At 70.8% G+C, this 21,844-nt stretch carries 25 protein-coding genes; 15 read left to right on the forward strand and 10 right to left on the reverse strand.

Annotation, left to right across the window (positions count from 1 at the left end):
* Positions 1-112: 112 nt before the first annotated feature.
* The 4 genes from QE392_RS15870 to QE392_RS15885 all read left to right on the forward strand — a co-directional run bounded on the left by QE392_RS15870 (position 113) and on the right by QE392_RS15885 (position 4,415).
* Complete coding sequence (locus tag QE392_RS15870) at positions 113-2,236, forward strand: TPM domain-containing protein (RefSeq protein WP_307453451.1); 2,124 nt, start codon at positions 113-115, stop codon at positions 2,234-2,236.
* Positions 2,237-2,328: 92 nt separating this feature from the next.
* Entirely contained in the window at positions 2,329-3,084 is a 756-nt protein-coding gene (locus QE392_RS15875; protein ID WP_307453452.1) for a PspA/IM30 family protein, read from the forward strand.
* A 66-nt stretch (positions 3,085-3,150) separates the two neighbouring features.
* Positions 3,151-3,963: an arginase family protein gene (locus QE392_RS15880; RefSeq protein WP_307453453.1), complete on the forward strand. Its 813-nt coding sequence runs from the start codon at positions 3,151-3,153 to the stop codon at positions 3,961-3,963.
* Complete coding sequence (locus tag QE392_RS15885) at positions 3,960-4,415, forward strand: Fe-S oxidoreductase (RefSeq protein ID WP_307453454.1); 456 nt, start codon at positions 3,960-3,962, stop codon at positions 4,413-4,415. The genes QE392_RS15880 and QE392_RS15885 overlap by 4 nt, the downstream gene beginning before the upstream one ends.
* A 33-nt stretch (positions 4,416-4,448) precedes the next feature.
* On the opposite strand, the gene QE392_RS15890 is transcribed toward QE392_RS15885, so the two are convergent.
* The 3 genes from QE392_RS15890 to QE392_RS15900 form a co-directional block, all read right to left on the reverse strand.
* Positions 4,449-4,913 carry an SIP domain-containing protein gene (locus QE392_RS15890; RefSeq protein WP_307453455.1) on the reverse strand — a complete coding sequence of 155 codons (465 nt, stop codon included), beginning with the start codon at positions 4,911-4,913 and terminating at the stop codon, positions 4,449-4,451.
* Positions 4,914-5,018: 105 nt separating this feature from the next.
* On the reverse strand, positions 5,019-5,732 hold the full coding sequence (locus tag QE392_RS15895) for a tyrosine-protein phosphatase (protein WP_307453456.1): 714 nt from the start codon (positions 5,730-5,732) through the stop codon (positions 5,019-5,021).
* Positions 5,729-6,280 (reverse strand): carboxymuconolactone decarboxylase family protein, encoded by a 552-nt coding sequence (locus QE392_RS15900; RefSeq protein WP_307453457.1) that lies wholly within the window; start codon positions 6,278-6,280, stop codon positions 5,729-5,731. Before QE392_RS15900 ends, QE392_RS15895 begins: the two co-directional genes overlap by 4 nt.
* Positions 6,281-6,484: 204 nt before the next feature.
* On the opposite strand from QE392_RS15900, the gene QE392_RS15905 reads away from it, so the two are divergent.
* The 6 genes from QE392_RS15905 to QE392_RS15930 all read left to right on the forward strand — a co-directional run bounded on the left by QE392_RS15905 (position 6,485) and on the right by QE392_RS15930 (position 12,573).
* Positions 6,485-7,417, forward strand: a complete 933-nt coding sequence (locus QE392_RS15905; protein WP_307453458.1) for an alpha/beta fold hydrolase — start codon at positions 6,485-6,487, stop codon at positions 7,415-7,417.
* Positions 7,418-7,573: 156 nt separating this feature from the next.
* A complete protein-coding gene (locus QE392_RS15910; protein WP_307453459.1) occupies positions 7,574-9,085 on the forward strand; it encodes an ABC transporter substrate-binding protein in 1,512 nt (503 codons plus the stop codon).
* Positions 9,082-10,032: an ABC transporter permease gene (locus QE392_RS15915; RefSeq protein WP_307453460.1), complete on the forward strand. Its 951-nt coding sequence runs from the start codon at positions 9,082-9,084 to the stop codon at positions 10,030-10,032. The genes QE392_RS15910 and QE392_RS15915 overlap by 4 nt, the downstream gene beginning before the upstream one ends.
* Positions 10,029-10,898 (forward strand): ABC transporter permease, encoded by an 870-nt coding sequence (locus QE392_RS15920; protein ID WP_307453461.1) that lies wholly within the window; start codon positions 10,029-10,031, stop codon positions 10,896-10,898. The genes QE392_RS15915 and QE392_RS15920 overlap by 4 nt, the downstream gene beginning before the upstream one ends.
* Positions 10,895-11,785, forward strand: coding sequence for an ATP-binding cassette domain-containing protein (locus QE392_RS15925; RefSeq protein WP_307453462.1), 891 nt, complete (start codon positions 10,895-10,897; stop codon positions 11,783-11,785). The genes QE392_RS15920 and QE392_RS15925 overlap by 4 nt, the downstream gene beginning before the upstream one ends.
* Positions 11,782-12,573 (forward strand): ABC transporter ATP-binding protein, encoded by a 792-nt coding sequence (locus tag QE392_RS15930; RefSeq protein WP_307453463.1) that lies wholly within the window; start codon positions 11,782-11,784, stop codon positions 12,571-12,573. The genes QE392_RS15925 and QE392_RS15930 overlap by 4 nt, the downstream gene beginning before the upstream one ends.
* A gap of 475 nt (positions 12,574-13,048) precedes the next feature.
* On the opposite strand, the gene QE392_RS15935 is transcribed toward QE392_RS15930, so the two are convergent.
* Entirely contained in the window at positions 13,049-13,606 is a 558-nt protein-coding gene (locus tag QE392_RS15935; RefSeq protein WP_307453464.1) for a TetR/AcrR family transcriptional regulator, read from the reverse strand.
* 83 nt (positions 13,607-13,689) lie between these two features.
* Here QE392_RS15935 and QE392_RS15940 point away from each other — a divergent pair, with 83 nt between their 5' ends.
* Entirely contained in the window at positions 13,690-13,923 is a 234-nt protein-coding gene (locus tag QE392_RS15940) for a hypothetical protein (RefSeq protein WP_307453465.1), read from the forward strand.
* A 197-nt stretch (positions 13,924-14,120) separates the two neighbouring features.
* Here QE392_RS15940 and QE392_RS15945 read toward each other — a convergent pair whose 3' ends face one another.
* On the reverse strand, positions 14,121-14,708 hold the full coding sequence (locus QE392_RS15945; protein WP_307453467.1) for a TetR/AcrR family transcriptional regulator: 588 nt from the start codon (positions 14,706-14,708) through the stop codon (positions 14,121-14,123).
* Between the two features lie 50 nt (positions 14,709-14,758).
* Between QE392_RS15945 and QE392_RS15950 the strand changes: the two genes are divergently transcribed.
* The gene (locus QE392_RS15950; RefSeq protein ID WP_307453468.1) at positions 14,759-15,151 is read left to right on the forward strand and encodes a VOC family protein; all 393 of its coding nucleotides are present in this window, start codon (positions 14,759-14,761) and stop codon (positions 15,149-15,151) included.
* A gap of 139 nt (positions 15,152-15,290) precedes the next feature.
* Positions 15,291-15,563: a hypothetical protein gene (locus tag QE392_RS15955; RefSeq protein WP_307453469.1), complete on the forward strand. Its 273-nt coding sequence runs from the start codon at positions 15,291-15,293 to the stop codon at positions 15,561-15,563.
* 26 nt (positions 15,564-15,589) lie between these two features.
* Here QE392_RS15955 and QE392_RS15960 read toward each other — a convergent pair whose 3' ends face one another.
* Positions 15,590-16,864 carry a DUF3500 domain-containing protein gene (locus tag QE392_RS15960; RefSeq protein WP_307453470.1) on the reverse strand — a complete coding sequence of 425 codons (1,275 nt, stop codon included), beginning with the start codon at positions 16,862-16,864 and terminating at the stop codon, positions 15,590-15,592.
* 367 nt (positions 16,865-17,231) lie between these two features.
* On the opposite strand from QE392_RS15960, the gene QE392_RS15965 reads away from it, so the two are divergent.
* The gene (locus QE392_RS15965) at positions 17,232-18,290 is read left to right on the forward strand and encodes a M4 family metallopeptidase (protein ID WP_307453471.1); all 1,059 of its coding nucleotides are present in this window, start codon (positions 17,232-17,234) and stop codon (positions 18,288-18,290) included.
* Entirely contained in the window at positions 18,277-18,603 is a 327-nt protein-coding gene (locus tag QE392_RS15970; protein WP_307453472.1) for a protealysin inhibitor emfourin, read from the forward strand. The genes QE392_RS15965 and QE392_RS15970 overlap by 14 nt, the downstream gene beginning before the upstream one ends.
* A 135-nt stretch (positions 18,604-18,738) precedes the next feature.
* Here QE392_RS15970 and QE392_RS15975 read toward each other — a convergent pair whose 3' ends face one another.
* The 4 genes from QE392_RS15975 to QE392_RS15990 form a co-directional block, all read right to left on the reverse strand.
* The gene (locus tag QE392_RS15975) at positions 18,739-19,350 is read right to left on the reverse strand and encodes a GNAT family N-acetyltransferase (protein WP_307453473.1); all 612 of its coding nucleotides are present in this window, start codon (positions 19,348-19,350) and stop codon (positions 18,739-18,741) included.
* Between the two features lie 260 nt (positions 19,351-19,610).
* Positions 19,611-20,297 (reverse strand): uracil-DNA glycosylase, encoded by a 687-nt coding sequence (locus QE392_RS15980; RefSeq protein WP_307453474.1) that lies wholly within the window; start codon positions 20,295-20,297, stop codon positions 19,611-19,613.
* Positions 20,294-20,779 (reverse strand): phosphoribosyltransferase, encoded by a 486-nt coding sequence (locus tag QE392_RS15985; RefSeq protein ID WP_307453475.1) that lies wholly within the window; start codon positions 20,777-20,779, stop codon positions 20,294-20,296. Before QE392_RS15985 ends, QE392_RS15980 begins: the two co-directional genes overlap by 4 nt.
* 117 nt (positions 20,780-20,896) lie before the next feature.
* Complete coding sequence (locus tag QE392_RS15990; RefSeq protein ID WP_307453476.1) at positions 20,897-21,667, reverse strand: SDR family oxidoreductase; 771 nt, start codon at positions 21,665-21,667, stop codon at positions 20,897-20,899.
* Between the last annotated feature and the right edge of the window lie 177 nt (positions 21,668-21,844).

Below are 21,844 nucleotides of genomic sequence, written 5' to 3' on the forward strand. Positions count from 1 at the left end.
AACGCCTGAGCCTAGGCGGCGGCATGCTGCGCTGTCAGCGGACGCGCCGATCCTTCCCGGCTGTCGGAGGTCGTTTATAGGGTGGAACCGTCCAGCGACCGAAGGGGTACGCATGCGAAAGTCCAGGGCGGCACGAGTGATCGCCGCGCTGCTGTTCGTGGTGGTGGGCGTGCTGGTCACGCCGCTGAGCGCAGCCGCCGTGCCGCCGCCCTCGCTGGGGTCGAGCTTCGTGCTCGACACCGCCGATGCTCTCACCGACGCCGAAGAGGCACAGGTGCAGTCGCGTCTGGTGTCCTTGCGCGAGCAGACCGGGCTCGACATGTGGGTCGTGTACGTTCCCGAGTTCACCGATCCTCCCGGTGCCGCCGACTGGGCGAACGAGACGGCCAATCGCAACGAGCTCGGCCCGGATCAGTACGTGCTCGCGATCGCGACCGCGGACGGCGCCTTCTCCTTCTATCTCTCGGGCGACGTGGACGACGGCGTCCTCTCGGCCGCACAGCTCGGAGAGATCGAACAGAGCCGCGTCCAGCCGGCCCTCGAAGCCGGCGACGACGCGGGAGCCGCCCTGTCGGCCGCCGACGGCGTCCGCGCCGCCTACACCGAGGCGGGCGGCAGGCAGCCCGCTCCTCCGCCCACTCCCGCCTCCGCGAACGGACCGGGTCTGGGCCCCGCCGTGCTCGTGGGCGTCCTCCTCGTGGCCATCGCGGCCGCACTGATCTGGTTCTGGCTGCGGCGTCGGCGACAGGTCGCCACCGGCTCCACCCCGAGCGCGACGGAGAGCGTCGACGATCTCGCCCGGCGGGCCGGATCGGCTCTGGTCGCCACCGACGACGCCGTCAAGACGAGTGAGCAGGAGCTCGGATTCGCCCGTGCGCAGTTCGGCGACGAGGCGGCAGCCCCCTTCACCGAGGTGCTGACCCAGGCGAAGGCCGATCTCGATCGGGCGTTCTCGATCCAGCAACAGCTCGACGACGGCGTGCCCGAGACCCCCGAGCAGCAGCGGGCGGGTTACGCCGAGATCATCCGCCTGTGCGCCGGCGCCGACGAGGCTCTGGATGCCAAGGCCGCCGCCTTCGACGAGCTCCGCGCCCTCGAGGCAGACGCCCCGGCCGCGCTCGCCGCCGCCCGTGAGCGGCACGGCGCGGCTTCCGGCGCCCTCACCGCCGCCGAGACGGCCCTCGCGCGGTTGCGCGAGCGTTTCACCGACGACGCCCTCGCACCCGTGGCCGACAACCCCGCGCAGGCGCACGAGCGTCTCGAACTCGCCACGAGCCAGCAGGAGGCCGCCCAGACCGCCCTCGGCGCCGGTCGCGCCGGCGAGGCCGCTGTCGCCATCCGCGCCGCCCAGGCCGCGATCGCGCAGGCCGAGACGCTGGAGCGGGCGATCACGTCGCTCGGCACCGACTTGGCCGATGCCGAGCAGCGAGCCTCGGCCCTGGCCGCGGAGATCGAGGGCGACCTGGCTGCCGCGTCGCGGCTGAGCGACCCCGACGGACGCATCGCCGCCTCCGCCGCCTCGGCGCGTACGCAGCTCGAGGCCGCCCGCACCGCGCTCGGCGCCCCGCGCACGAGTCCGCTCCGCGCCGTCGACATGCTCCAGCAGGCCAACGCCACCATCGACGCGGTCCTCGGCGAGGCACGAGACGCCGCGGAACGACGTCAGCGCGCCGAGACCCAGCTCGACACCACCCTCGCGCAGGCGCGGGCCCAGGTCACTGCGACCGAGGACTTCGTCGCGGCACGACGCGGGGCCGTCGGTCCCGCCGCGCGCACCCGCCTCGCCGAAGCCGGCGCCGCTCTGGTGCAGGCGCAGCAGCTGCGCCAGGCCGACCCCGTGTCGGCCCTGACCGCGGCACAGCGCGCGGCGCACCTGGCCTCCGAGGCCGCCTCCCTCGCCCAGGACGACGTCGGCGCATTCGGCGGCGGCGGCTTCGGTGGCCTGACCGGAGGCGGCGGAAGCAGCGGCGGCATGATGGGTGCCATCCTCGGCGGCATCGCCGTCGATGCGCTGCTCGGCGGCAGCCGACGACGCGGCGGCTTCGGCGGCGGCGGACTGGGAGGGCTCGGCGGCGGACTCGGAGGCCTCAGCGGCGGCGGCGGCGGAAGATCCCGCAGCGGCGGCGGCTTCGGTGGGGGCTTCGGCGGCGGCGGCCGTCTTCGCGCCGGCGGGGGCGGTGGCTTCGCCGGGGGCGGTCGTGCCCGCGTGGGCGGAGGAGGCGGGAGACGCCGTTAGTCCACCCCTCGCGGGCGTCCGCGCCATCACAGACAATTCGTAGCATCCGACACCAGACTCGATACCGTCGCCCTCAGGAAGGAACACCCCGCATGGCCAAGCAGTCCATCTTCGGTCGCATCTCCACCCTCGTCCGCGCGAACATCAACGCGCTCCTCGACCAGGCCGAGGACCCGCAGAAGATGCTCGACCAGCTCGTCCGCGATTACTCGAACTCGATCGCCGACGCCGAGTCGGCCATCGCCGAGACCATCGGCAACCTCCGCCTGCTCGAGCGCGACCACCAGGAAGACGTGCAGGCCGCGGCCGAGTGGGGCAACAAGGCCCTGGCCGCGAGCCGCAAGGGTGACGAACTGCGCGCCTCCGGCAACGCCTCCGAGGCCGACAAGTTCGACAACCTCGCCAAGATCGCCCTGCAGCGTCAGATCACCGCCGAGGGCGAGGCCAAGGCCGCCGCTCCCACCATCGCGGCGCAGACCGAGGTCGTCGACAAGCTCAAGGACGGCCTCAACGGCATGAAGGGCAAGCTCGAGCAGCTCAAGGCGAAGCGCAACGAGCTCACCGCGCGCGCCAAGGTGGCCGAAGCGCAGAACAAGGTGCACGACGCCGTCAAGTCGATCGATGTGCTCGACCCCACCAGCGAACTGGGTCGCTTCGAAGACAAGATCCGCCGCGAAGAGGCGATCGCGGCCGGCAAGCAGGAACTCGCCGCCTCGAGCATCGACGCGCAGTTCAACGCGCTCGAAGACGTGGGCGAGCTCACCGAGGTGGAGGCGCGTCTCGCCGCCCTCAAGGTCGGCGGCCCGCAGCGCGCCGCGATCGACGCGCCCAGCCCCGACCAGGTCTGACACCTTCGTGAGTGCACCGCCCGCATGGCCGGGCGGTGCACTCACGTCTTCCGGCGAGGAGCATCCATGACCCGTTTCATCGTCGCCCCGCAGTGGCAGGGCTCGTCGTCATCACGAGCCATGCAGCTGATCGACGGCGCCGAGGCCATCGCGGGAGACCTGCCGCGCGCCTCGACGACCGTGCTCGAGGCTCCGGTCGAGGCCGGTGATGCGCAGGGAACCGGCGTGCACCGCCTCAGTGCCCTGGTCCGCATGCGCGCCCGCATCGAAGAGGCGGTGCGTGCTGCCGCCGAACCCGCCATCGTGGTGGGCGGTGACTGCGGTGTCGCACTCGGAGCCGTCTCGGCGGTGGCCGGTGACGATCTCGCCGTGGTGTGGATCGACGCCCACGCCGATCTCAACACCCCCGCATCCTCGCCCAGCGGCGCTTTCCACGGCATGGTGCTGCGCGCGATCGCCGGTGATGGCGAGCCGCTGCATCGCCTCGAGCCCGGCATCCCGCCCGCTCGCCTCGTCCTGGCGGGAACGCGTGCCCTGGATGCCGAAGAACAACGCTTCATCGACGACAACGGAGTACGCGTCATCGCCCCGGCCGACCTGGCCGATCCCGACGTGCTGGCCGACGCGGTCGCGGCGACCGGCGCCTCCCGGGTCCACGTGCACGTCGACCTCGACGTGCTCGATCCGTCCGAGATGAAGGGCGTCGCCCTGCCCGAGCCGTTCGGCGCCCGCACGGTCGACGTGGTGGCCTCCATCCGGCGCCTGCGTGAACGCGTCCCTCTCTCGGGCGCGACACTGACGGAGTTCTCCCCGGCGTCCCCCGCCGCGGCCGTCGACGACCTCGGCACCATCCTCCGTCTCATCGGAGCCCTCGCGTGAGCCCGATCCCCCGCCCGCCGGCGGGCTGGCGCGAGCGCGCCGACCGCGCCGTCGCCCGCGGTCGGCGCTGGGACCGTCTCATTCCGGGTGTGCTGCTGGACTCCCCGGTGAGCCGCGTCGGGTACTGGTACGGCTGCGCGCTCGGGTGGACCTGGGGCTCGCTGTGGAGCACCGGCCGCATCGAGAAGCGGCAGGGACTGTGGGTCTTCAGCGGGCTGCCCGCGTGGGCGTTCCCGCGCGGCGGGGTGTGCGTGGGAGGGTGCTTCCTCACGGGCGACGACCGCCCGACCGATACCGTCCTCGGCCACGAGGCGGTGCATCAGCGGCAGTGGCGCCGCTACGGCTTCCTCATGCCCGTTCTCTACGCACTGGCGGGACGGGATCCGTTCGGCAACCGCTTCGAGATCGAGGCCGGCCTGGTCGAGGGAAACTACGTGCCCCGCGGCAGCTGAGGCGTCGAACGGCGAACGCGGAACCCGCCGCCGTCAGCGCGCGGTTGCCAGTCCGAAGCGCTCGGGGGTGTGGATGGACTGGGCGTCGACGCCGTGACGCGTGGTGAGGTCGTCCACGATCTCCGCGGTACCGAGGTAGCCGCCGAGCAGCACCACGCGCGTGGCGTCGTCTTCGGCGCAGAGCATCTCGCCGGCCCAGCCGGAGACGGCGCGGGCGAGCGCTTGACCGGGGGCGCAGGAGCGTCCGGTCCCGGGTGCGCCGCCGCGGCGCGAACGGTCGAGCCAGGTGATCGTCATGCGCGCGGGAGCGGCGATGCGTCCGATCCAGGACTCGTCGGGGACCTCGATGAACACCCGTCCCGTCGAGCAGATCGGCAGGGTCGCGAGCACGGTCTGCAGCTCGACGAGAGAGGTCTCGTCGGCGGTCACCAGGTGCTGGACGCGGGTGTGCCGCGACGCGCGGCACGCGGCGTCGTTGTGCTCGGAGGAGGTGGCCATGATGGCATCCACTATACCCCTTGCAAAGGGTTGCCTTACCTGACTTCGCTCAAGGTGTCTCGACGTCGACGGACACGGCATCGGACGGTCGCGCCGGCGACCGGCTCAGCCCACCAGAACCTCTCGCAGCCGCCGCACCTCGTCGTCGGTCAGGCCGTGGGCCCGCAGATACTCCGCGGGCGACCCGTGCTCGCGGTCGAGGCGGTCGAGCAGCGCCCGCATGACCGGAGCGGGCGAACGGGTCGCCAGCGCTTCGGCATGCACGGCCCCGGGGTGCATCGACCGGATGGCGCGCAGGACGGCGGCGTTGCGCTCCGCCGGAAGCAGGTCTTCGGTGCGGGCGTAGTCGGCGACGACGGCATCGCGGTCCACCCCTGCTGCGGCGAGCGCGATCGCGACCGTGACACCCGTGCGGTCCTTGCCGACGGTGCAGTGCACGAGCACCGGCTGCGCGCTCAGGATGCCGCGCACCACCGCCACGACGCGATCGGCGGAGTCGTCCACGATGGCGGCGTACAGTTCGTCGAGGCTGACGTCTCGCGCGAAGAACGACGCGACGGAACCGAGGAACAGCGGCTCGTGCTGCACCTCGACCGCGAGGTCATCGAGACGGCTTGGCGCGTGGGCCACTTCGGTCTCGTCGCGGAGGTCGATGACGCGACGGATGCCGAGGCGTCGGAGCGCCTGCATGCCGTCGTCGTCGACGGCGACCAGATTGCCGGAGCGGTACAGGACTCCAGTGCGGGTGCGGGCGCCGCCGGCGGGAAGACCCCCGGTGTCACGGAAGTTGGTCGCTCCCGAAACCAGCGATCGCGTCACGCGCTCTGCTCACCGTGATCGTGCGGCGCGCGCGGGGTCGTCGTCGCCGCGGGAGCGGCATCCGGAGCCACCGCCGCCAGGGTGCCCGCACGGGGCGGCACGGGGTAACGGCCGGCGATGGCCACCCGGTTGAAGGCGTTGATCGCCACGAGCACCCAGCTGAGGGCCACGTACTCCTGTTCACTCAGGATGCCGCCCGCCTGGTCGTAGACGTCGTCGGGGATGCCGTCCTCGTGGATGAACGTGAACGACTCGGTGAGTTCGAGAGCCGCGCGCTCGCGGTCGTCGAAGACGCCCGACTCGCGCCAGGTCGCGATCTGCGCGATGACGTCGGCGTCGAGACCGGCCTTGACCGCGGCGTCGACGTGCACCCGCACGCAGTACGCGCAGCCGTTCAGCTGCGACGCGTGAATCTGCACGATCTCGCGCAGGCGCGCGTCGATGCCGGCGTCGGCGGCCAGCCGGCCCACCGTCGTGGAGAACGATCGCAACGCCGCGTACGCCTCGGGGGCCTTCTTCGACAGGTGTACACGCTTCTCCTCGCCCATGGGGAAAGCCTATTGCCGCGCCGGTGGACGAGCACGGGAACGTCCGATGAGGGTGCGGTGACGCCGCAGCGCACTCACCCGGGGCCGACGAGCGGATCCCGGGACCCCCTCGGCGGGATGCGGCGCCGGCGCGCGGCTCCCCCGTCCATGACGCCGTGCGGCAGGGGGTGTCGGCGCCGGCGAGCGCGATGACAGGCTGAGGACATGCCCGAACGCGACGAGTTCTCCTTCCTTCCCGCCCAGGCCGCAGACCTGCACCGCGCCGTGCCGGTCGTGGAGCGGGTCGGAGTGCGGCTCGACGACGGTCGCACGCTGAGCGGCCTGCGCTGGGGTGAGGCGCCGCCGCGGGTGACCCTGCTGCACGGCGCGGGCCTGAACGCCCACACCTGGGACACGACCCTGCTGCACCTGGACGAGCCCGCCCTCGCGCTCGATCTCCCCGGCCACGGCGACTCGTCGTGGCGCGACGACGCCGCCTATGTCGCCCGCGTGCTGGCCCCCGACATCGTCGCCGCCCTGGAAGCGTGGACGGACCGACCGCAGACGCTCGTGGGTCACTCGCTCGGCGGGCTGGTGGCGGCGGCGGCGACGGCATCCCGTCCCGATCTCGTCGAGCGGCTCGTCCTGCTCGACATCACCCCCGGTGTGGACCCGAGTGCCGGACCCGCGCAGATCCGTGCGTTCTTCGCGGGGCCCACCGATTGGGCCTCCCGCGACGACCTCGTCGATCGTGCGTTGGCGTTCGGCCTCGGGGGCTCCCGTGCGGCGGCCACCCGAGGCGTCTTCCACAACTCCCGCGTGCGTGCCGACGGGCGCGTGGAATGGAAGCACCACTTCGCCCACCTCGCAGCGACGGCGGGCGCCGACACCGACGTCACGACCCCGGATGCCGTCCGCGCGGCGCTCGCGGACACGGGCTGGGACGACATCGCCGCGGTGTCCCGTCCGGTCACCCTCGTGCGCGGCGAGCGCGGATTCGTCACGTCGGAAGACGCCGCGGAATTCACCCGGCATGCGCCCGACGCCCGCGTGCGCACCCTCGCCACCGGCCACAATGCGCAAGAGGAGGACCCCGCCGCCCTTGCCGCGCTGATCCGCGGGATTGTGCGGAACGAGGAGGTCGCGGAGACGCCGTGAGGAGCGGATCGGGCCTCCTCCCCGCGTCATGAAGCGTCGCGCACCGTCACAGTCGACGTGCAGGGAATACGGGTGAAAGTAGGCTGTTTGCACCCCTGCACGGCATCCATCACAGCCCCCGCGGATGCCGACGGCCTGCGAAAGGACAACCCCGCAATGCTGCGCCGCACTGCTCTCGCCACGAGTGCGCTTCTCATCGGAGCCCTGCTGCTCACCTCCTGCACCGGCTCGAACACCGCCGCGAATCCCACGGGCCAACCGAACCCGGATGCCACCCTGACGGTGCGCCTGTCCCTGGAGCCGTCCAATCTCGACATCCGCCGCACCGGAGGCGCGGCCCTCGAACAGGCGCTCGTCGACAACGTCTACCAGGGGCTCGTCACGCGCGACGCCGATCAGGACAACGCCATCGTCCCCGCCCTCGCCACGGAGTGGAACGTGTCGCCCGACGGCCTCACCTACACCTTCACCCTCCGGCAGGGAGTGACCTTCCACGACGGCAGCGAACTCACCGCGAACGACGTCGTCACCTCGCTGCAGACGGCCAAGGACGACGCGACCATCGCCGACAGCGCCGCTCTGGCGGGGGTCACCTCGATCGCCTCCCCCGACGCCTCGACGATCGTGATCACGCTCGCGCAGCCCAACATCGACTTCCTCTTCACCCTCACCGGCCGTGCGGGGCTCGTCTTCCGCAGCGGCGACACGACCAATCTGCAGACGGCGGCCAATGGCACCGGTCCGTTCCGCGTGGACGACTGGAACACCGGTCAGAGCCTCACCCTCGCCCGTTACGACGGCTACTGGGGCGAGCGGGCCGGTGTGGCCGAGGTCGTGCTCGACTACATCCCCGACAACAACGCCGCCGTCAACGCCGCGGTGGCCGGCGACGTCGACGTGGCGCTCGAGATCGAACCGGAACTCCGGAGTCAGATCGAGGGCACCGGGGCCTTCACGATCGAGTCCGGTCTGACCACCGACAAGGGCACGCTCGCGTTCAACAACCAGCGCGCGCCGCTGACCGACGAGCGCGTGCGCGAAGCCCTGCGCCTCGCGATCGACCATGACGCCCTCGTCGAGACCCTCGGCTCCGGTGACACCCTCTCCGGCCCGATTCCGCCGCTGGACCCCGGATACGAAGACCTCACGGGCACCGTCCCCTTCGACCCCGACCGCTCGCGCGAGCTCCTCGCGGAGGCCGGGGCCCAGAACCTCACGCTCGCGCTGACGATCCCCAACGTCTACCCCGGCTCGATCGCGACCTTCCTGGTGTCGGCGTTCGCCGACGTGGGAGTGACGCTGCAGGTCAAGCAGGTGGACTTCACCGCCTGGTTGCAGGACGTCTACACGAACAAGGACTACGACCTCAGCTTCGTGCGCCACGTCGAAGCCCGCGACTTCGGCAACTGGGCGGACCCCACGTATTACTTCGGGTACGACAACCCCGAGGTGCAGAGCCTGTACGCGCAGGCGCTCGCCACGACCGACGAGCAGCAGTCCGCCGACCTGCTCGCCGAGGCCGCGCGCATCGTCAGCGATCAGGATGCCGCCGACTGGCTGTTCCTCTCCACCCCGCTGACCGCGGTGGGCTCGAACGTGGCGAACTTCCCGAAGAACTCGCTCAACGTGCGCCTGCCCCTGGCGGGCGTGACGGTCTCGTCGGAGTGATCCGCTACGCGCTGACACGGCTGGGCCTGCTCGTGCTGGGCCTGGCCGTGGCCAGCGTGCTGATCTTCGTCTCGCTGCGCGTCCTCCCCGGCGACGTCGCGCAGCTCATCGCGGGCGGCGAAGCGACTCCCGAGCAGATCACCGCCGTGCGCGCGAGTCTCGGTCTCGACGCACCGCTGTGGGCGCAGTACGCGGACTGGATCGGCGGCGTGCCGCGCGGCGACCTGGGCACCTCCCTCATCACCGGCACCCCGGTGACGACGGAGCTGGCCGACAAGGCACGGGTGACCGTTCCCCTCGCGGCCCTGTCACTCACGGTGGCGCTGATCGTCGGCATCCCGTTCGGGGTGCTGTCGGCTCTCGGTCGCCGCCGTGCGGCCGGCACCGCGATGAGCGTCGTCGCGCAGGCGCTGGCCGCCGTCCCCGTGGTCTGGGCCGGTCTCATGCTCGTCGTGGTGTTCTCGGTGTGGCTGGGTTGGCTCCCGCCGCAGGGTTTCCCACGGGCCGGATGGAGCGACCCCGGCGCGGCGCTGCGCGCGCTGATCCTGCCCGCACTGACCATCGGCGTGATCGAGGGCGCGATGCTCCTGCGCTTCGTGCGCAGTGCCACGTTGCAGGCAGTCGGGCAGGACTACGTGCGCACGGCCGCCGCGAAGGGCTTGACGCGCACGCGCGCTCTCCTCAGCCACGGCCTGCCGAACGTGGGCCTCTCGGTCATCACCGTCCTCGGGCTCCAGATCGCCGGGATCATCGTGGGGGCCGTGGTCATCGAGCAGCTGTTCACCCTCCCCGGTATCGGCCGCATGCTCGTCGGCGATGTCGCCTCCCGCGATCTGCCCAAGGTGCAGGGGGAGCTGCTCGCGCTGACCGGAATCGTGCTCATCGTGGGCTTCCTCGTCGATCTCGTGCACCGGCTCCTCGACCCTCGCCAGCGGGAGGTCGCATGAAAACCGCGACGCGTCTGTGGAGTCTGGGCACCGGCCGGTTCGGCATCCTGATCGTCGCTCTCGTTGCGCTCACAGCCGTCGTCTCGCTGTTCTGGACCCCCTTCGACCCGGCGGCCGTCGACGCTCGCGCGCGCTGGAGCGCCCCCTCGTGGCCGCACGTGCTGGGCACCGACGACAGCGGCCGCGACATCGCCAGCCTGCTCATGGCGGGAGCGCGCACGACGCTCCTCGTCGCCGTCGGCGCCGGTGTGGTCGCGTCGGTCCTGGGCCTCACCCTCGCGGCGCTCGGATCGCTCACCGCCCGGTGGATACGCGAGAGCATCGCCGTTCTCGTCGACATCCTGATCGCCTTCCCCGTGCTCATCATCGCCATGATGATCTCGGCGGTGTGGGGCGGTTCGCTGGCGGTGGTGATCTGGGCCGTCGGCATCGGCTTCGGCGTCAACATCGCACGCGTCACGCGCCCGGAGCTGCGCCGCGTCCTGCACAGCGACTACGTCCTCGCCGGACGCGCCAGCGGCCTGACGACAGGGCAGAACCTCACCCGGCACCTTCTCCCCAACGTCGCACCGGTCTTCATCGTGCAGCTGTCATGGGGCATGGCGGTGGCGGTGCTGGCCGAGGCGGGGCTGTCGTACCTCGGCTTCGGCGCCCCGGTGACCCAGCCCTCGTGGGGCGTCCTGCTGAGCGACCTGCAGGGCTACATCGCCGTGCATCCGCTCACGGTTGTGTGGCCGGGCCTGGCGATCACCCTCACCGTTCTCGGACTCAACCTGCTCGGCGACGCGCTGCGGGAGGCGGCCGATCCGACGCTGTCCGAACGGTCCCCCTCCGCTCGCACGCACGTCCCGGGGGTGGTCGCATGAGCCTCGAGGTGACCGACCTGCGCGTCGAGATCGGCGGACGCCCCGCCGTCGACGGCATCTCGTTCTCCGTGCCCGACGGCGCGCGCGTCGGGCTCATCGGGGAATCCGGTTCGGGGAAGTCCCTCACGGCCCTCGCCATCCTCGGCCTTCTGCCCGACGGCGCGCGGGCGACCGGCAGCGTCCGATGGAACGGTCGCGAGATCCTCGGGCTCCCCGATCGGGAGCTCGCGCGCCTCCGAGGCGAGGACATCGGGATGGTGTTCCAGGAGCCACGCACGGCCTTGAATCCGATCCGCACGGTGGGCCGTCAGATCGGCGAGTCGGTGCGCATCCACGAGGGCGTCTCGCGCCGCGAGGCGATGCGCCGGGCCGTCGCCGAGGCCGAGCGCGTCGCGCTCCCCGACCCCGAGCGGATCGTCTCGCGCTACCCGCACCAGCTCTCGGGCGGGCAGCGTCAGCGCGTCGCGATCGCGATGGCCCTGGCGTGCCGTCCGCGCCTGCTCATCGCCGACGAGCCGACGACCGCCCTCGATGTGACCGTCCAGGCCGGCGTCCTCGCACTGCTTCGCGCTCTGGTCCAGGATGCCGGCATGTCCCTCGTCTTCATCACCCACGACCTCGCGGTGCTCGCGCAGGTGGCCACCCACGCGGTGGTGCTGGAGCACGGCCGGATCGTCGAGCAGGGCGAGGTCGCCGCGCTCCTGCGCGCGCCGTCGTCGCCGGTCACCCGGGCACTGCTGCGCGACGCGACGGCGACGCTCTGGCATCCCGAACGGACCGGGGATGCCGCGCCGGTCGACGACGCGCGCGACGCGGTGTCGGAGCGCACCACGCCGTCGGCGGGCGACGCCGCCCCCGGGAACCCGACCGAGGAGCGGATGTCGTGACCGAGACGCTCATCCGAGCGCGCGGGCTCTCCCGCGACTACCCGGCGCCCCGATCGAGGGGTTTCGGTCGAGCCGAGCGCACGCCGGCTCTCGCCGACGCCGATCTGTCGGTGCTCGCCGGCTCCGCGGTCGGCATCATCGGAGAGTCGGGCTCGGGCAAATCGACCCTCGTGCGCCTGCTGCTCGGCCTCGACGCGCCCTCCGCCGGCACGGTCGAGGTCGAGGGACGCACCGTGGACGCACGCGGCTCGGCGCGTTCTTTGCACTGGCTCCGCCGGGCGACCGGCGTCGTGTTCCAAGACCCGTACTCCTCGCTCGACCCGCGCATGAACGTGGGGCGCATCGTGGGGGAACCCCTGTGGGCGCTGGGCATCGAAGGCGACCGCCGGGCGCGTGTGCGCGAGGTGCTGGAGCAGGTCGGGCTCGAAGCGGGAATGGCCGCGCGCTTCCCGCACGAATTCTCGGGCGGGCAGCGCCAGCGCATCGCGCTGGCGCGGGCCATCGTGCACCGTCCGCGCATCCTCGTCGGCGATGAGCCCCTGTCGGCCCTGGATGTCACCGTGCGGGCGCAGATCCTGCGCCTGCTCGCCGGTCTCCGCGCCGACGACGGACTGACCCTCGTGCTCGTCTCGCACGACATCGGGGTGGTGCAGAACGTGTGCGACCAGGTCGTCGTCATGAAGGACGGCCGCATCGTGGAGCAGGGCCCCACCGAGAAGGTGCTGCTGCAGCCCCAGGCGGCCTACACGCGCCGCCTGCTGGCATCCATTCCGACGCTGCCGGGCTGAACGGGGATCTCTCGCGCCCGCCGCACGGTCCTCTTGCACATTTCAGGCGGTCCGCGACGGTCTGATGCGCTGTCGTGACACCGCGCCCGGTGCCGACGTCGGCCGAGCACCTGTCCTCCACTAGCCACCGAGAGACGAAGACCCCGCCGACGCCGAGGCTTCCTGGCCGGGAACGGACGATGGGTGGTCGGTATCCCGCTTGTGCTCGTGACCGTTGGTGGGGCCATCCGGTACAGCCGGCGGAGAGCGCGTCGAGAGGGAGACGAGGCGATTGCTCGGGCGGCGGAGTACGACGCAAACGAGCGTGGGCAGGCTGACGAACGAGCTGATGCGGAAGGTCCGGGACTCGCCGACGGAAAGTGCTGTGGTCGCGTGCGGTCTCCGGGAGCTGTACTCGGACGGGAGTGCGGTGCGGAACCGATCGGTTCCGCACCACGTCAAGGGCGCTGACCGTGACGCCGGCCGGAATCCTGAGTCAGTGGGAGACCTCCACGACGCGTGCGTAGACCGCGAGGAGGTTCGCCGGTGTCGCGTCGGTGGTGAGTGACCCGATCGCCCCTTGCGCGTCGAGCGAGGCGAGCCCGTGTGCGAGTGCCCAGCTGATCACCGTCAGCGCCGTCGGGTTCCCCTCCTCCGCCCCGCCAGTGGCCGCGATGAGCGCGCGCAGCGAAGCCTGTCGAGCGGCGATGAGGTCGGGGGCGGTTTCGTCGACCTCGTCCGGGCGGAACATCAGGTCGTAGAGGGCCGGGTTCCGCTGCGCGAACGCCACGTACCGCGTTCCGAGTTCCGCGAGAGCGGAAGTGTCCTCCGGCACAGGGGCGTCGAGCTCGGCTGCGAGCTGGGCAAATCCCTCGGCGGCGACGGCCGACAGCATGCCGGCCCGGTCGCCGAAGCTGTACGCGGGTGCTGCGTGCGACACTCCGGCACGGCGCGCCACCGCGCGCAGACTCACGCGCCCGCGACCGTGCTCATCCAGCTCTGCGCGCGCGGCGGCAACGAGTCGGGCGCGCAGATCGTCTCGAGAAGACTCCATGTGAGAATTCTCGGACGCGGGGTTGACACTGTCAAGTCAACGCGTGACGATGACTTGACACTGTCAATCAGATCGGAGTTCTCGTGACCTCTCTACCTCGCCCGACCACTCGACGCTCACTTTCGCGCTGGATCCACCTCGTCGCCGGCGCGCTCATCGGTACGTTCATCTACGCACCCGCGCACGTCGGCGAACCGCTCCGCTTGCTGCTGCAGACGGTCGTCATCCCCGCGATCGTGATCACCGGCATCTACCTGTGGAAACGGGCCGCCATCCACCGACGCCTGCGCGCCCTCCGCCGCCGCGCCCGCGATTGAGCGGAGGCCTTCGGGTTTCACTCCTGTGTCCACGCCCTGTGCGTCATCACTTCGAACTCGTGGATGAGCGAGACTTCGACACCCCCCTCGCGGCGTGCACCACTGGCATCCATCATCGCCTCGGCGACTGATCGCGATGCTGCACTCGATGTAAAACCAATCGGTGTCCCACCAGTCGCCAGAGTCACTTTCAGGCACTACAGCGCGTCTATCAGCCGATCGAGCGCGCGGTGTACCGAAGCGCGAGCGTCGGCGTTCTCGGGTGTTTCGATGAGCCAGAGAACGCCCTCGTTCATAGCCCCAGAGAGGAGGCGTGTGAGCGCGAGGGCGTCGCCGTCCGTAACCTCCTGCACGGCCTCCTGAAGCTCCTTCATCGACGTCGAAGCGTCGAGAGCGCGCCACGTCGACCAGCCCAAAACGGCAGGCCCCTCAACGAGCAAGATGCGCGCCGCGGCGTCACCAGTGATGGCGTCGACGAAGGCGTGACAGCCTGCCCGCAGAGCGGCGCGAGGATCCGCGGACTGCGTGCTGGCCCGCGCGACGATAGCGGCAGCCACTCTCTCGTGACCGGCTCGCACGACCGCTTGGAACAGGCCGAGCTTGTCTGAGAAGTGGTGGTGCACGGCTCCGCGGGTGACCCCCGCGGCCCCGGCGATCTGGCCCACCGACGCCCTCTGGTAACCCGCCTCCGCGAACGCATCAGTGGCGGCGCGGAGGATGGAGTCGGCTGTCAGAGCGGCATCAGCGGCGGAGGCACGGGGCACGACGTCTTCCTTTACGTACATACTGCATGTATGGTCTATACATACTCATTGTACGTAAAGGACGGATCGCCATGAAGAGCTTTTACCCGGTCGTTCAGGTTGAGAACCCCTCTGAGGTGGCGCAGGTATTCGTCGAGTGCTTCGGTTTCGAGGAGACTTTCGCGACCGATTGGTATATCAGCCTCCGCAACGGCGTTCACGAGCTCGCGGTCCTCGACGCCACACACGAGACCATCCCCGAGGGATTCCGCTCTGCGTGCCGTGGCGTCCTGCTCAACATTGAGGTGGACGACGCGAGCGCCCAGTTCTCTCGATTGCGCGTCTCCGGCCTCCCCGTCCGGCTTGCGCTTCGAGACGAGCCATTCGGTCAGCGACACTTCATCGTGGAAGTCCCGGGTGGCATCCTCGTCGACATCATCGAGGAGATCCCGCCTGCTGCGGAGTTCGCCGCAGCGTTCGCGTAGGCGGCCGCCCTCATATGCAACCGCATTGTGAGGAGGTTTCCGGCGCATTCGGTCCGAGATGGTGCGAAACCGATCGGGTTTGCCCCCACCCGCGGACGGACACATTGAGCCTCCGCCGGTCGAATGAGACCGTGGAGACATGGTCGGCCCTGGCGAAGAATCGAACCCGAGGAACTGGGGCGGTGGGATGAGCCCCGATTTCGATCTGGAAGCACAGTGCCGTGAGTCATTCTTCATTGGTCGGGACCTCGAAGATTCTCGCTTCATCGGCCACGTCGGCGGCGCGCCCCTCGAGAAAGAAGACATGGATCCTGCCCGTTTCATCCTGCGGTCGGCTCGCGTTTTGCACCACGACAAGCTCGCCGTCAAGGACGCTGCGGCACGAACAGGAACGGCCGGCCGCTTGAGGTGAGGGCCGGCCGGCCGTTCGAGAGGCGATCAGGCGGCGGGGGCTGCGCCGCCGGGGCCGCCGCCCATGCCGGTGGCGGCTTGCTGGGTGACGCTGTTGGCGTAGTCGTTGGTGGGGTCGCGGTAGATGGTGTGTACGTGTCCCCAGCCGGAGGTGGTGACGCCGTCGACGTCGGCGCCGGCGGAGCCCTGCTGGGCTTGGAAGGCGATGTAGACGTTGGGTCCGGAGATGGAGAAGTTGATGCCGTTTCCGGTGGTCATGTCGTAGACCGTTTCGCCCGACCAGGCGATGACGGTCGTGTCGAGGGTGGCCTCGATCTTCGCCAGGGCGTCGGCGGTGGTCTGCTCGTCGGCCATGCCCGCCCAGTTGGCGATGAGGTTCAGCAGCAGCTGCTTCTGCTCGTCGGTGAGGTCGGCGCCGGTCAGACCCGACCCTGTGGGGTAGTCGCAGGTGTCGCCGGGGGCGCACATGGTGACATCACCGGAGGTGAGGGTGGCCTGCTGCTCGGCGGTGAGGCTGTCGAAGAAGGCGAAGGCGTCGCTGTAGATGTATTGGAACGACTGGATCTCGGTGCCGGAGTCGTCGGTGAAGTCGGCCGGCTGCATGCCGAGGTGGGTGGGGGCGAAGGTGATGGCATCCGTGGAGCCGTCGAGGGTGGCGTTGATGCCGAGGTGGTGCCCACCGAACTGCACCTCGAACGCGGTGGTGTCGGAGGGGTCGCCGAAGAAGGCGATGTAGTACTGCCCCAGCACGTCGGCGTCGGTGGAGCTGGAGTACTCCGAGAGATAAGTGTCGCCGGCCATGATGTTGCTGACGGTCTCGTACGCCTCGTCGCTGAGCAGCGACTCGAGCACCTTCAGCGCGGCGGTCTTCTGCTCGTCGGTGAGGTCGGCGAGGTTCAGGCCCGCACGCTCGACGAACGTGATGGGGAAATTCGACCAGGACGTGGTCTTCGTCTCGTCGTCGTAGGCGTACAGCACCGCGTCGCGCTGCTCATCGCTGAGGGTCGCGAGGAACGCCTCGGCCGCGGCGGCGGTGTCGGCGATCGTCTCCGCCGTCGTGGTGGCCGACGTGCCGTCGCTATCGGTGGTCGTGGTCGTCGTTGCGGTGGCGGATGCCGAGGCGGAGACGGAGGTCGTCGGGGTCGCGGTGTTGGTGGCCTCGACGGTCGTCGCGCAGCCGGCGAGAGCCATCGACATGATGGCGATGCCGGCGCCGAGGGTGACGACCGGGTTGGCGCGCTTGCGACCGGCAGCGGAATCGGTGTTGCGGCGGAACAGGGAGACAGGGTTGAGGAGGTGCATGCCGACCATGGTCACCGCAACGCCCAAACCCAGCCCTCACCACATCTTGGCGCTTCCTATGAAGGCTGCGGGCGCCTCGTCGGAGCCCGATCGGTCCGTCCCGTGCGGGCTCAGCGGGTACGAAACCGATCGGTTTCACCCCACCCGACGCTGCTCCACGGGGGTTCCATCGAGCAGCGAACCGGCTCGTCGCCCGAGGACGCAGTCGGTCTTGCCCGCGAGCACCGTCTCGACGAACTGCACGACGGTGATCACGCGAGCCGACAGTCTCGGAGAACCTCTCCCCCGCCCGCCCGGATGGGAATCCGCCCCCAGGACGAGATCAAGGGATGCCGCGATGTCGGAGGTGCGCGCTAGCGTCGGGCCCATGATCGCCGGCATCGTTCCCCCGTTCCTGCTCGACCGTCTCGCGCAGACCGATGACCCCCGTCTCGCACGGGCGGCAGCGGCCGCCCGGAAGACGCTGGCCGTACCGCGTCCTCCCCGACCGACGCGCACGCGACTGCGCCTTTCCATCGACGGCGACGCCCTCGTCGCCGAGGCCGTCCCCGCCCCCGACCGCATCATCTCCGACGCCGGCAACACCGAGAACCTGCCCGGGCGGCGTGTGCGCAGCGAAGACGACCCGCCCAGCGGCGATTCCGCCGTCGACGAGGCGTACGACGGGCTGGGGGCCACGTACGACTTCTTCTGGGACGCCTTCGCGCGCGACGGGATCGACGCCGCGGGCGGCTCGCTGCTGGCCACGGTCCATTTCGGCGACGACTACGACAACGCGTTCTGGAACGGCGAGCGCATGGTCTTCGGCGACGGGGACGGCGAGGTGTTCGTCGGGTTCACCCGCTCCCTCAGCGTCATCGCGCACGAACTCGGCCACGGGGTGACCGAGGCCGCCGGCGGGCTGGAGTACCAGGGTCAGTCCGGCGCGCTGAACGAGTCGTTGTCCGACGTGTTCGGCGCGCTGGCGGAGCAGCATCACCTCGGGCAGACGGCCGATGAGGCGACGTGGCTCATCGGGGAGGGCATCTTCGCCCCCGATGTGCAGGGCGAGGCCCTCAGGTCGATGAAGGCGCCCGGCACGGCTTACGACGACGACGTGCTCGGCCGAGACCCTCAGCCGGGTCACATGCGCGACTACGTCGAGACGGAAGACGACAACGGCGGCGTGCACATCAACTCCGGCATCCCCAATCGCGCGTTCTACCTCGTCGCTGTCGCTCTCGGCGGAAACGCGTGGGAACGAGCGGGGCTCATCTGGTACCGCACCCTGACGGCGGGCACGCTCTCCCCCACCTCCGACTTCACGGCGTTCGCCGCCGCCACCCTCGCCGCGGCCGCCGCGGAGTACGGTGAGGAGTCGGAGGAGGTCGCCGCCGTCCGCGCCGCATGGGCCGGAGTCGGCGTCGTGGAGGATGCCGCAGCCTGAAGCCGACGACGCGGAGCGTCTCGCGATCATCGTGGTGCGCTCGGGCGGCCTTGCCGGTCTGTCGAAGCAATGGCGGGCTGAGGCCGACGCGGATCACGCCTCGCGGTGGCGCGAACTCGTCGAACAATGTCCCTGGGACGCCGCATCGTCACCGGCCCCGGGCGCCGACCGATACCAGTGGCGCATCGAGGTGCACCGAGGCGGAGCCCCCGTGCATCAGGCGCGTTTGGCCGACGGGCAAGTCCAGGGGCCGTGGCGCACGCTCGTCGACGAGGTCCGACAGGCCGCCCCGCCCGCGCGCGCTGCGCGCTGATCGAACGACGACAGGCGAAGGCCGGCCTGTACGCGACGGGGCCGCTCGACCGGTCTATCCGCCCTGGACACCGTCACGCCGGCTCCCGCACCGCACACGGGGCGGCGGCGCCCACGGAATCCGGCGCGTTTTTCGTCAGCCGAACAGTTTCCGCCGCTTCTTCTTCGACGGAATGCTCTTCTGCAGATAGACCACGCCCAGCCACCGGCCGAACTTGAAGCCCACACGCCCCATGCGACCGACCTCGGTGAAACCGAGCTTCTCGTGCAGCGCGATCGATGCGTCCGCGCCCTTGTCGCTGATCGCGGCCACCATCTCCCGGATCCCGAGCTCCTGACACGCATCGATGAGCGCCTCCAGCAAAGCCCGCCCGAGGCCCTTCCCGGCCGCGGCCTGGCCGAGGTAGATGGAGTTCTCGACGGTGTAGCGATACGCCGACTTGGACTGCCACGGCTGCACCAGGGCGTAGCCGAGGATCTGCCCGCTGGGCGACTGCGCCACCAGGAACGGCAGCTTCAACTTCTGCAGTGTGGCGAACTTGTCCCGCCATTTGGTGAGGGACCAGGCCTTCTCGTCGAAGGTGACGACGGAGTTGCGCACGTAGTAGTTGTAGATCTCCCGGATGTCGGGGATGTCGGCCTCGGTCGCCGGGCGGATCTCATACGAGAACGGGCGCTCGGGCTCGGGTGCGCGACGCAGGTGGGCCGGGGCTCGCCGACGGCTCTTCTCGTACTCCTCTTCCAGCACCTCGCCACTCTACGGGCGGGCGGTTTCCATCACATGTCGCCGGACCGCCGGCCCGATTCCCGGCCGCTTCGCGCGACGGCGCCGCCGCGCATGCACCCGTTGGCGCGTGCGCCCCGGCCGCGGTGTCCGGCGCCGGACCGACGGCAGGCGACGCCGGGCTCGGGCGAAGAGTCGGCGACGGGTGGCCCGGGCTCGGGCGCGGGTCGCAGGGCGGAGATCGCATGGCGCATGGCGGAGGTCGCCGGGCTCCCGACTCGGCGTCAGGCGGGCAGTCGCCAGTCGACTGCGGCTGCGCCCTGCTCCTCGAGCAGGGCGTTGACGCGCGAGAACGGCCTCGACCCGAAGAACCCGCGGCTCGCCGACAGCGGGGAGGGGTGCGGCGACGAGACGACGGCCGTCGCCCCTAGCAGCGGCGTGAGGTTCATGGCATCCCGCCCCCACAACACCGCCACCAGCGGCTCGTCCCGGGCCACCAGGCACCGGATGGCGTGCTCGGTGACGCGCTCCCATCCCCAGCCGCGGTGGGATGCCGGGGCGCCCGGTGCCACCGTGAGCACCCTGTTCAGCAGCATGACGCCCTGCGTCGCCCACGCGGAGAGATCGCCGTGCGCGGCGGGGGCGATGCCGAGGTCGTCGGAAAGCTCCCGGTAGATGTTCGCCAGGCTTCGCGGCACCGGTCGCACGTGCGGGTCGACCGCGAACGACAGGCCGATCGGATGGCCCGGCGTCGGATAGGGGTCCTGCCCGACGATGAGGACCCGCACCGCGGCCAGCGGGGTCCGGAAGGCGCGCAGGACGAGTTCTCCGGCGGGGAGGTACGGCGTGCCCTCCTGACGCAGGCGAGCGCCGATCGCGGCGATGTCATCGGCGACAGGCGCCAACGGCTCCACCCAGCTGGCGTCGATCAGCCCGGCGTCCGCGAGTTCGGCGAGCGACTTCGCCGTCACGCCGCGTCTTCTTCGGCCACCGACCCCTGGTGCGACCACGGGAACTCGATCCAGAGCGTGGTGTCCTTCCACGAGTAGTCGGGCGTGATGACGGTGGTGGGTTTCGTGTAGATCACGGCGGACCGCGCTTCGGCTCCGTGCCGGTCGAGCAGCTTGACGGCCAGATCGAGCGTGCGACCGCTGTCGGCGACGTCATCGACGAGGAGCACGCGGCGTCCCTCGAGATAGGACAGATCGAGCGCGGGCGGCAGCACCTCCGGGGCGTCCAGGACGGTCCCCACACCGGTGTAGAACTCCACGTTGAGCGCGCCGCAGTTCTTCACGCCGAGACCGTACGCGATGGCCCCGCCCGGCAGCAGCCCACCCCGGGCGATCGCGACGACCACCTCGGGGTGGAACCCGTCGGCGACGATCGCCCGCGAGATGTCGCGCGTCGCGACTCCGAAATCGTCCCAGCTCAACCGCTCGCGCTCGTCCGTCACACCGGATCCTCTCCTCGACTGCTCTCACCCTAGGGCGTTCGCCCGCCGCCGCGACGCCGCGCACCCCGGCGCGCGGCACGTGTCCGCACCGGCTCCCACCGGTCCGCGCGGGCGGGCTCAGCGGGTCGTGAGCGGACCGCGCGCCAGCAGGTGCTGGGCGGACTGGGCGACGGGCCGCACCGTCACCAGATCGAGGTTGACGTGCCCGGGCGCATCCAGCGCGTAGGCGATGACATCGGCCACGTCGTCGGCCACGAGCGGCGCCTCGACGCCTTCGTACAGCTTGTCGGCGGCATCCTGGTCTCCGCCCAGACGGTTGAGCGTGAACTCCTCGGTGCGCACCATGCCCGGGGCGATCTCGATGACGCGCAGCGGTTCACCGTTGAGCTCTTGGCGCAGAGCTCGCACGAGCATCGTCTCCCCCGCCTTCGCCGCGTTGTAACCGCCGCCGCCGGGGTACGCCACCTGCGCGGCCGTCGACGTGACGAAGAGCAGGTCGGCGTGACCCGCTGCGGCCGCGGCACGACGAAGGCCCGGGAGCAGGGATGCCACCAGCCGCTGAGCCGAGAGCACGTTGGCCTCGAACATCCACCGCCAATCCTGCGGATCGCCGTCCTCGACGCGGTCGCTGCCGCGCGCGCCACCGGCCACGTGCACCAGCGCGTCGACGCCGCCGGTCTGCTCGAGCCACGCGGCCAGCGCCGCGACGGCCTCGCCGTCGGTCAGATCGGCGGCGTGGGCCACCACGCCCGTCTCGGCCTCGAGCGCTTCCAGTCGCTCGGCGCGACGGGCGACGCCGACCACGTCCCACCCGCGGGCGCGGAGCGTGCGCGCCGTCGCCTCTCCGATACCCGAACTGGCCCCGGTCACCACTGCGCGTCGCGTCATGGCATCCACGGTACTGCGCCCTCCCCCCACCGCGAGCCCCCGCAACCCGGTCCTCGCACCCCTGTCCGGGAGCGGCCTCGCCCGGGGTATTACGGCAGGTGTCCGGGGCGCTTGTCGGTGTCGGAGGGGGTGTCTACGCTCGCAGAAGGCCGCGGCGTCCGTCCGGCCACCCGAATC

Source organism: Microbacterium proteolyticum (assembly GCF_030818075.1).
Taxonomy (GTDB): Bacteria; Actinomycetota; Actinomycetes; order Actinomycetales; family Microbacteriaceae; genus Microbacterium; species Microbacterium proteolyticum_A.

Bases quoted from the DNA above. Each gene is read 5' to 3' on its own strand.
- QE392_RS15870 (WP_307453451.1), top strand. From the start codon at position 113: ATGCGAAAGTCCAGGGCGGCACGAGTGATCGCCGCGCTGCTGTTCGTG.
- QE392_RS15875 (WP_307453452.1), top strand. From the start codon at position 2,329: ATGGCCAAGCAGTCCATCTTCGGTCGCATCTCCACCCTCGTCCGCGCG.
- QE392_RS15880 (WP_307453453.1), top strand. From the start codon at position 3,151: ATGACCCGTTTCATCGTCGCCCCGCAGTGGCAGGGCTCGTCGTCATCA.
- QE392_RS15890 (WP_307453455.1), bottom strand. From the start codon at position 4,913: ATGGCCACCTCCTCCGAGCACAACGACGCCGCGTGCCGCGCGTCGCGG.
- QE392_RS15900 (WP_307453457.1), bottom strand. From the start codon at position 6,280: ATGGGCGAGGAGAAGCGTGTACACCTGTCGAAGAAGGCCCCCGAGGCG.
- QE392_RS15905 (WP_307453458.1), top strand. From the start codon at position 6,485: ATGCCCGAACGCGACGAGTTCTCCTTCCTTCCCGCCCAGGCCGCAGAC.
- QE392_RS15910 (WP_307453459.1), top strand. From the start codon at position 7,574: ATGCTGCGCCGCACTGCTCTCGCCACGAGTGCGCTTCTCATCGGAGCC.
- QE392_RS15920 (WP_307453461.1), top strand. From the start codon at position 10,029: ATGAAAACCGCGACGCGTCTGTGGAGTCTGGGCACCGGCCGGTTCGGC.
- QE392_RS15925 (WP_307453462.1), top strand. From the start codon at position 10,895: ATGAGCCTCGAGGTGACCGACCTGCGCGTCGAGATCGGCGGACGCCCC.
- QE392_RS15935 (WP_307453464.1), bottom strand. From the start codon at position 13,606: ATGGAGTCTTCTCGAGACGATCTGCGCGCCCGACTCGTTGCCGCCGCG.
- QE392_RS15945 (WP_307453467.1), bottom strand. From the start codon at position 14,708: ATGTACGTAAAGGAAGACGTCGTGCCCCGTGCCTCCGCCGCTGATGCC.
- QE392_RS15950 (WP_307453468.1), top strand. From the start codon at position 14,759: ATGAAGAGCTTTTACCCGGTCGTTCAGGTTGAGAACCCCTCTGAGGTG.
- QE392_RS15955 (WP_307453469.1), top strand. From the start codon at position 15,291: ATGGTCGGCCCTGGCGAAGAATCGAACCCGAGGAACTGGGGCGGTGGG.
- QE392_RS15960 (WP_307453470.1), bottom strand. From the start codon at position 16,864: ATGCACCTCCTCAACCCTGTCTCCCTGTTCCGCCGCAACACCGATTCC.
- QE392_RS15965 (WP_307453471.1), top strand. From the start codon at position 17,232: ATGATCGCCGGCATCGTTCCCCCGTTCCTGCTCGACCGTCTCGCGCAG.
- QE392_RS15970 (WP_307453472.1), top strand. From the start codon at position 18,277: ATGCCGCAGCCTGAAGCCGACGACGCGGAGCGTCTCGCGATCATCGTG.
- QE392_RS15990 (WP_307453476.1), bottom strand. From the start codon at position 21,667: ATGACGCGACGCGCAGTGGTGACCGGGGCCAGTTCGGGTATCGGAGAG.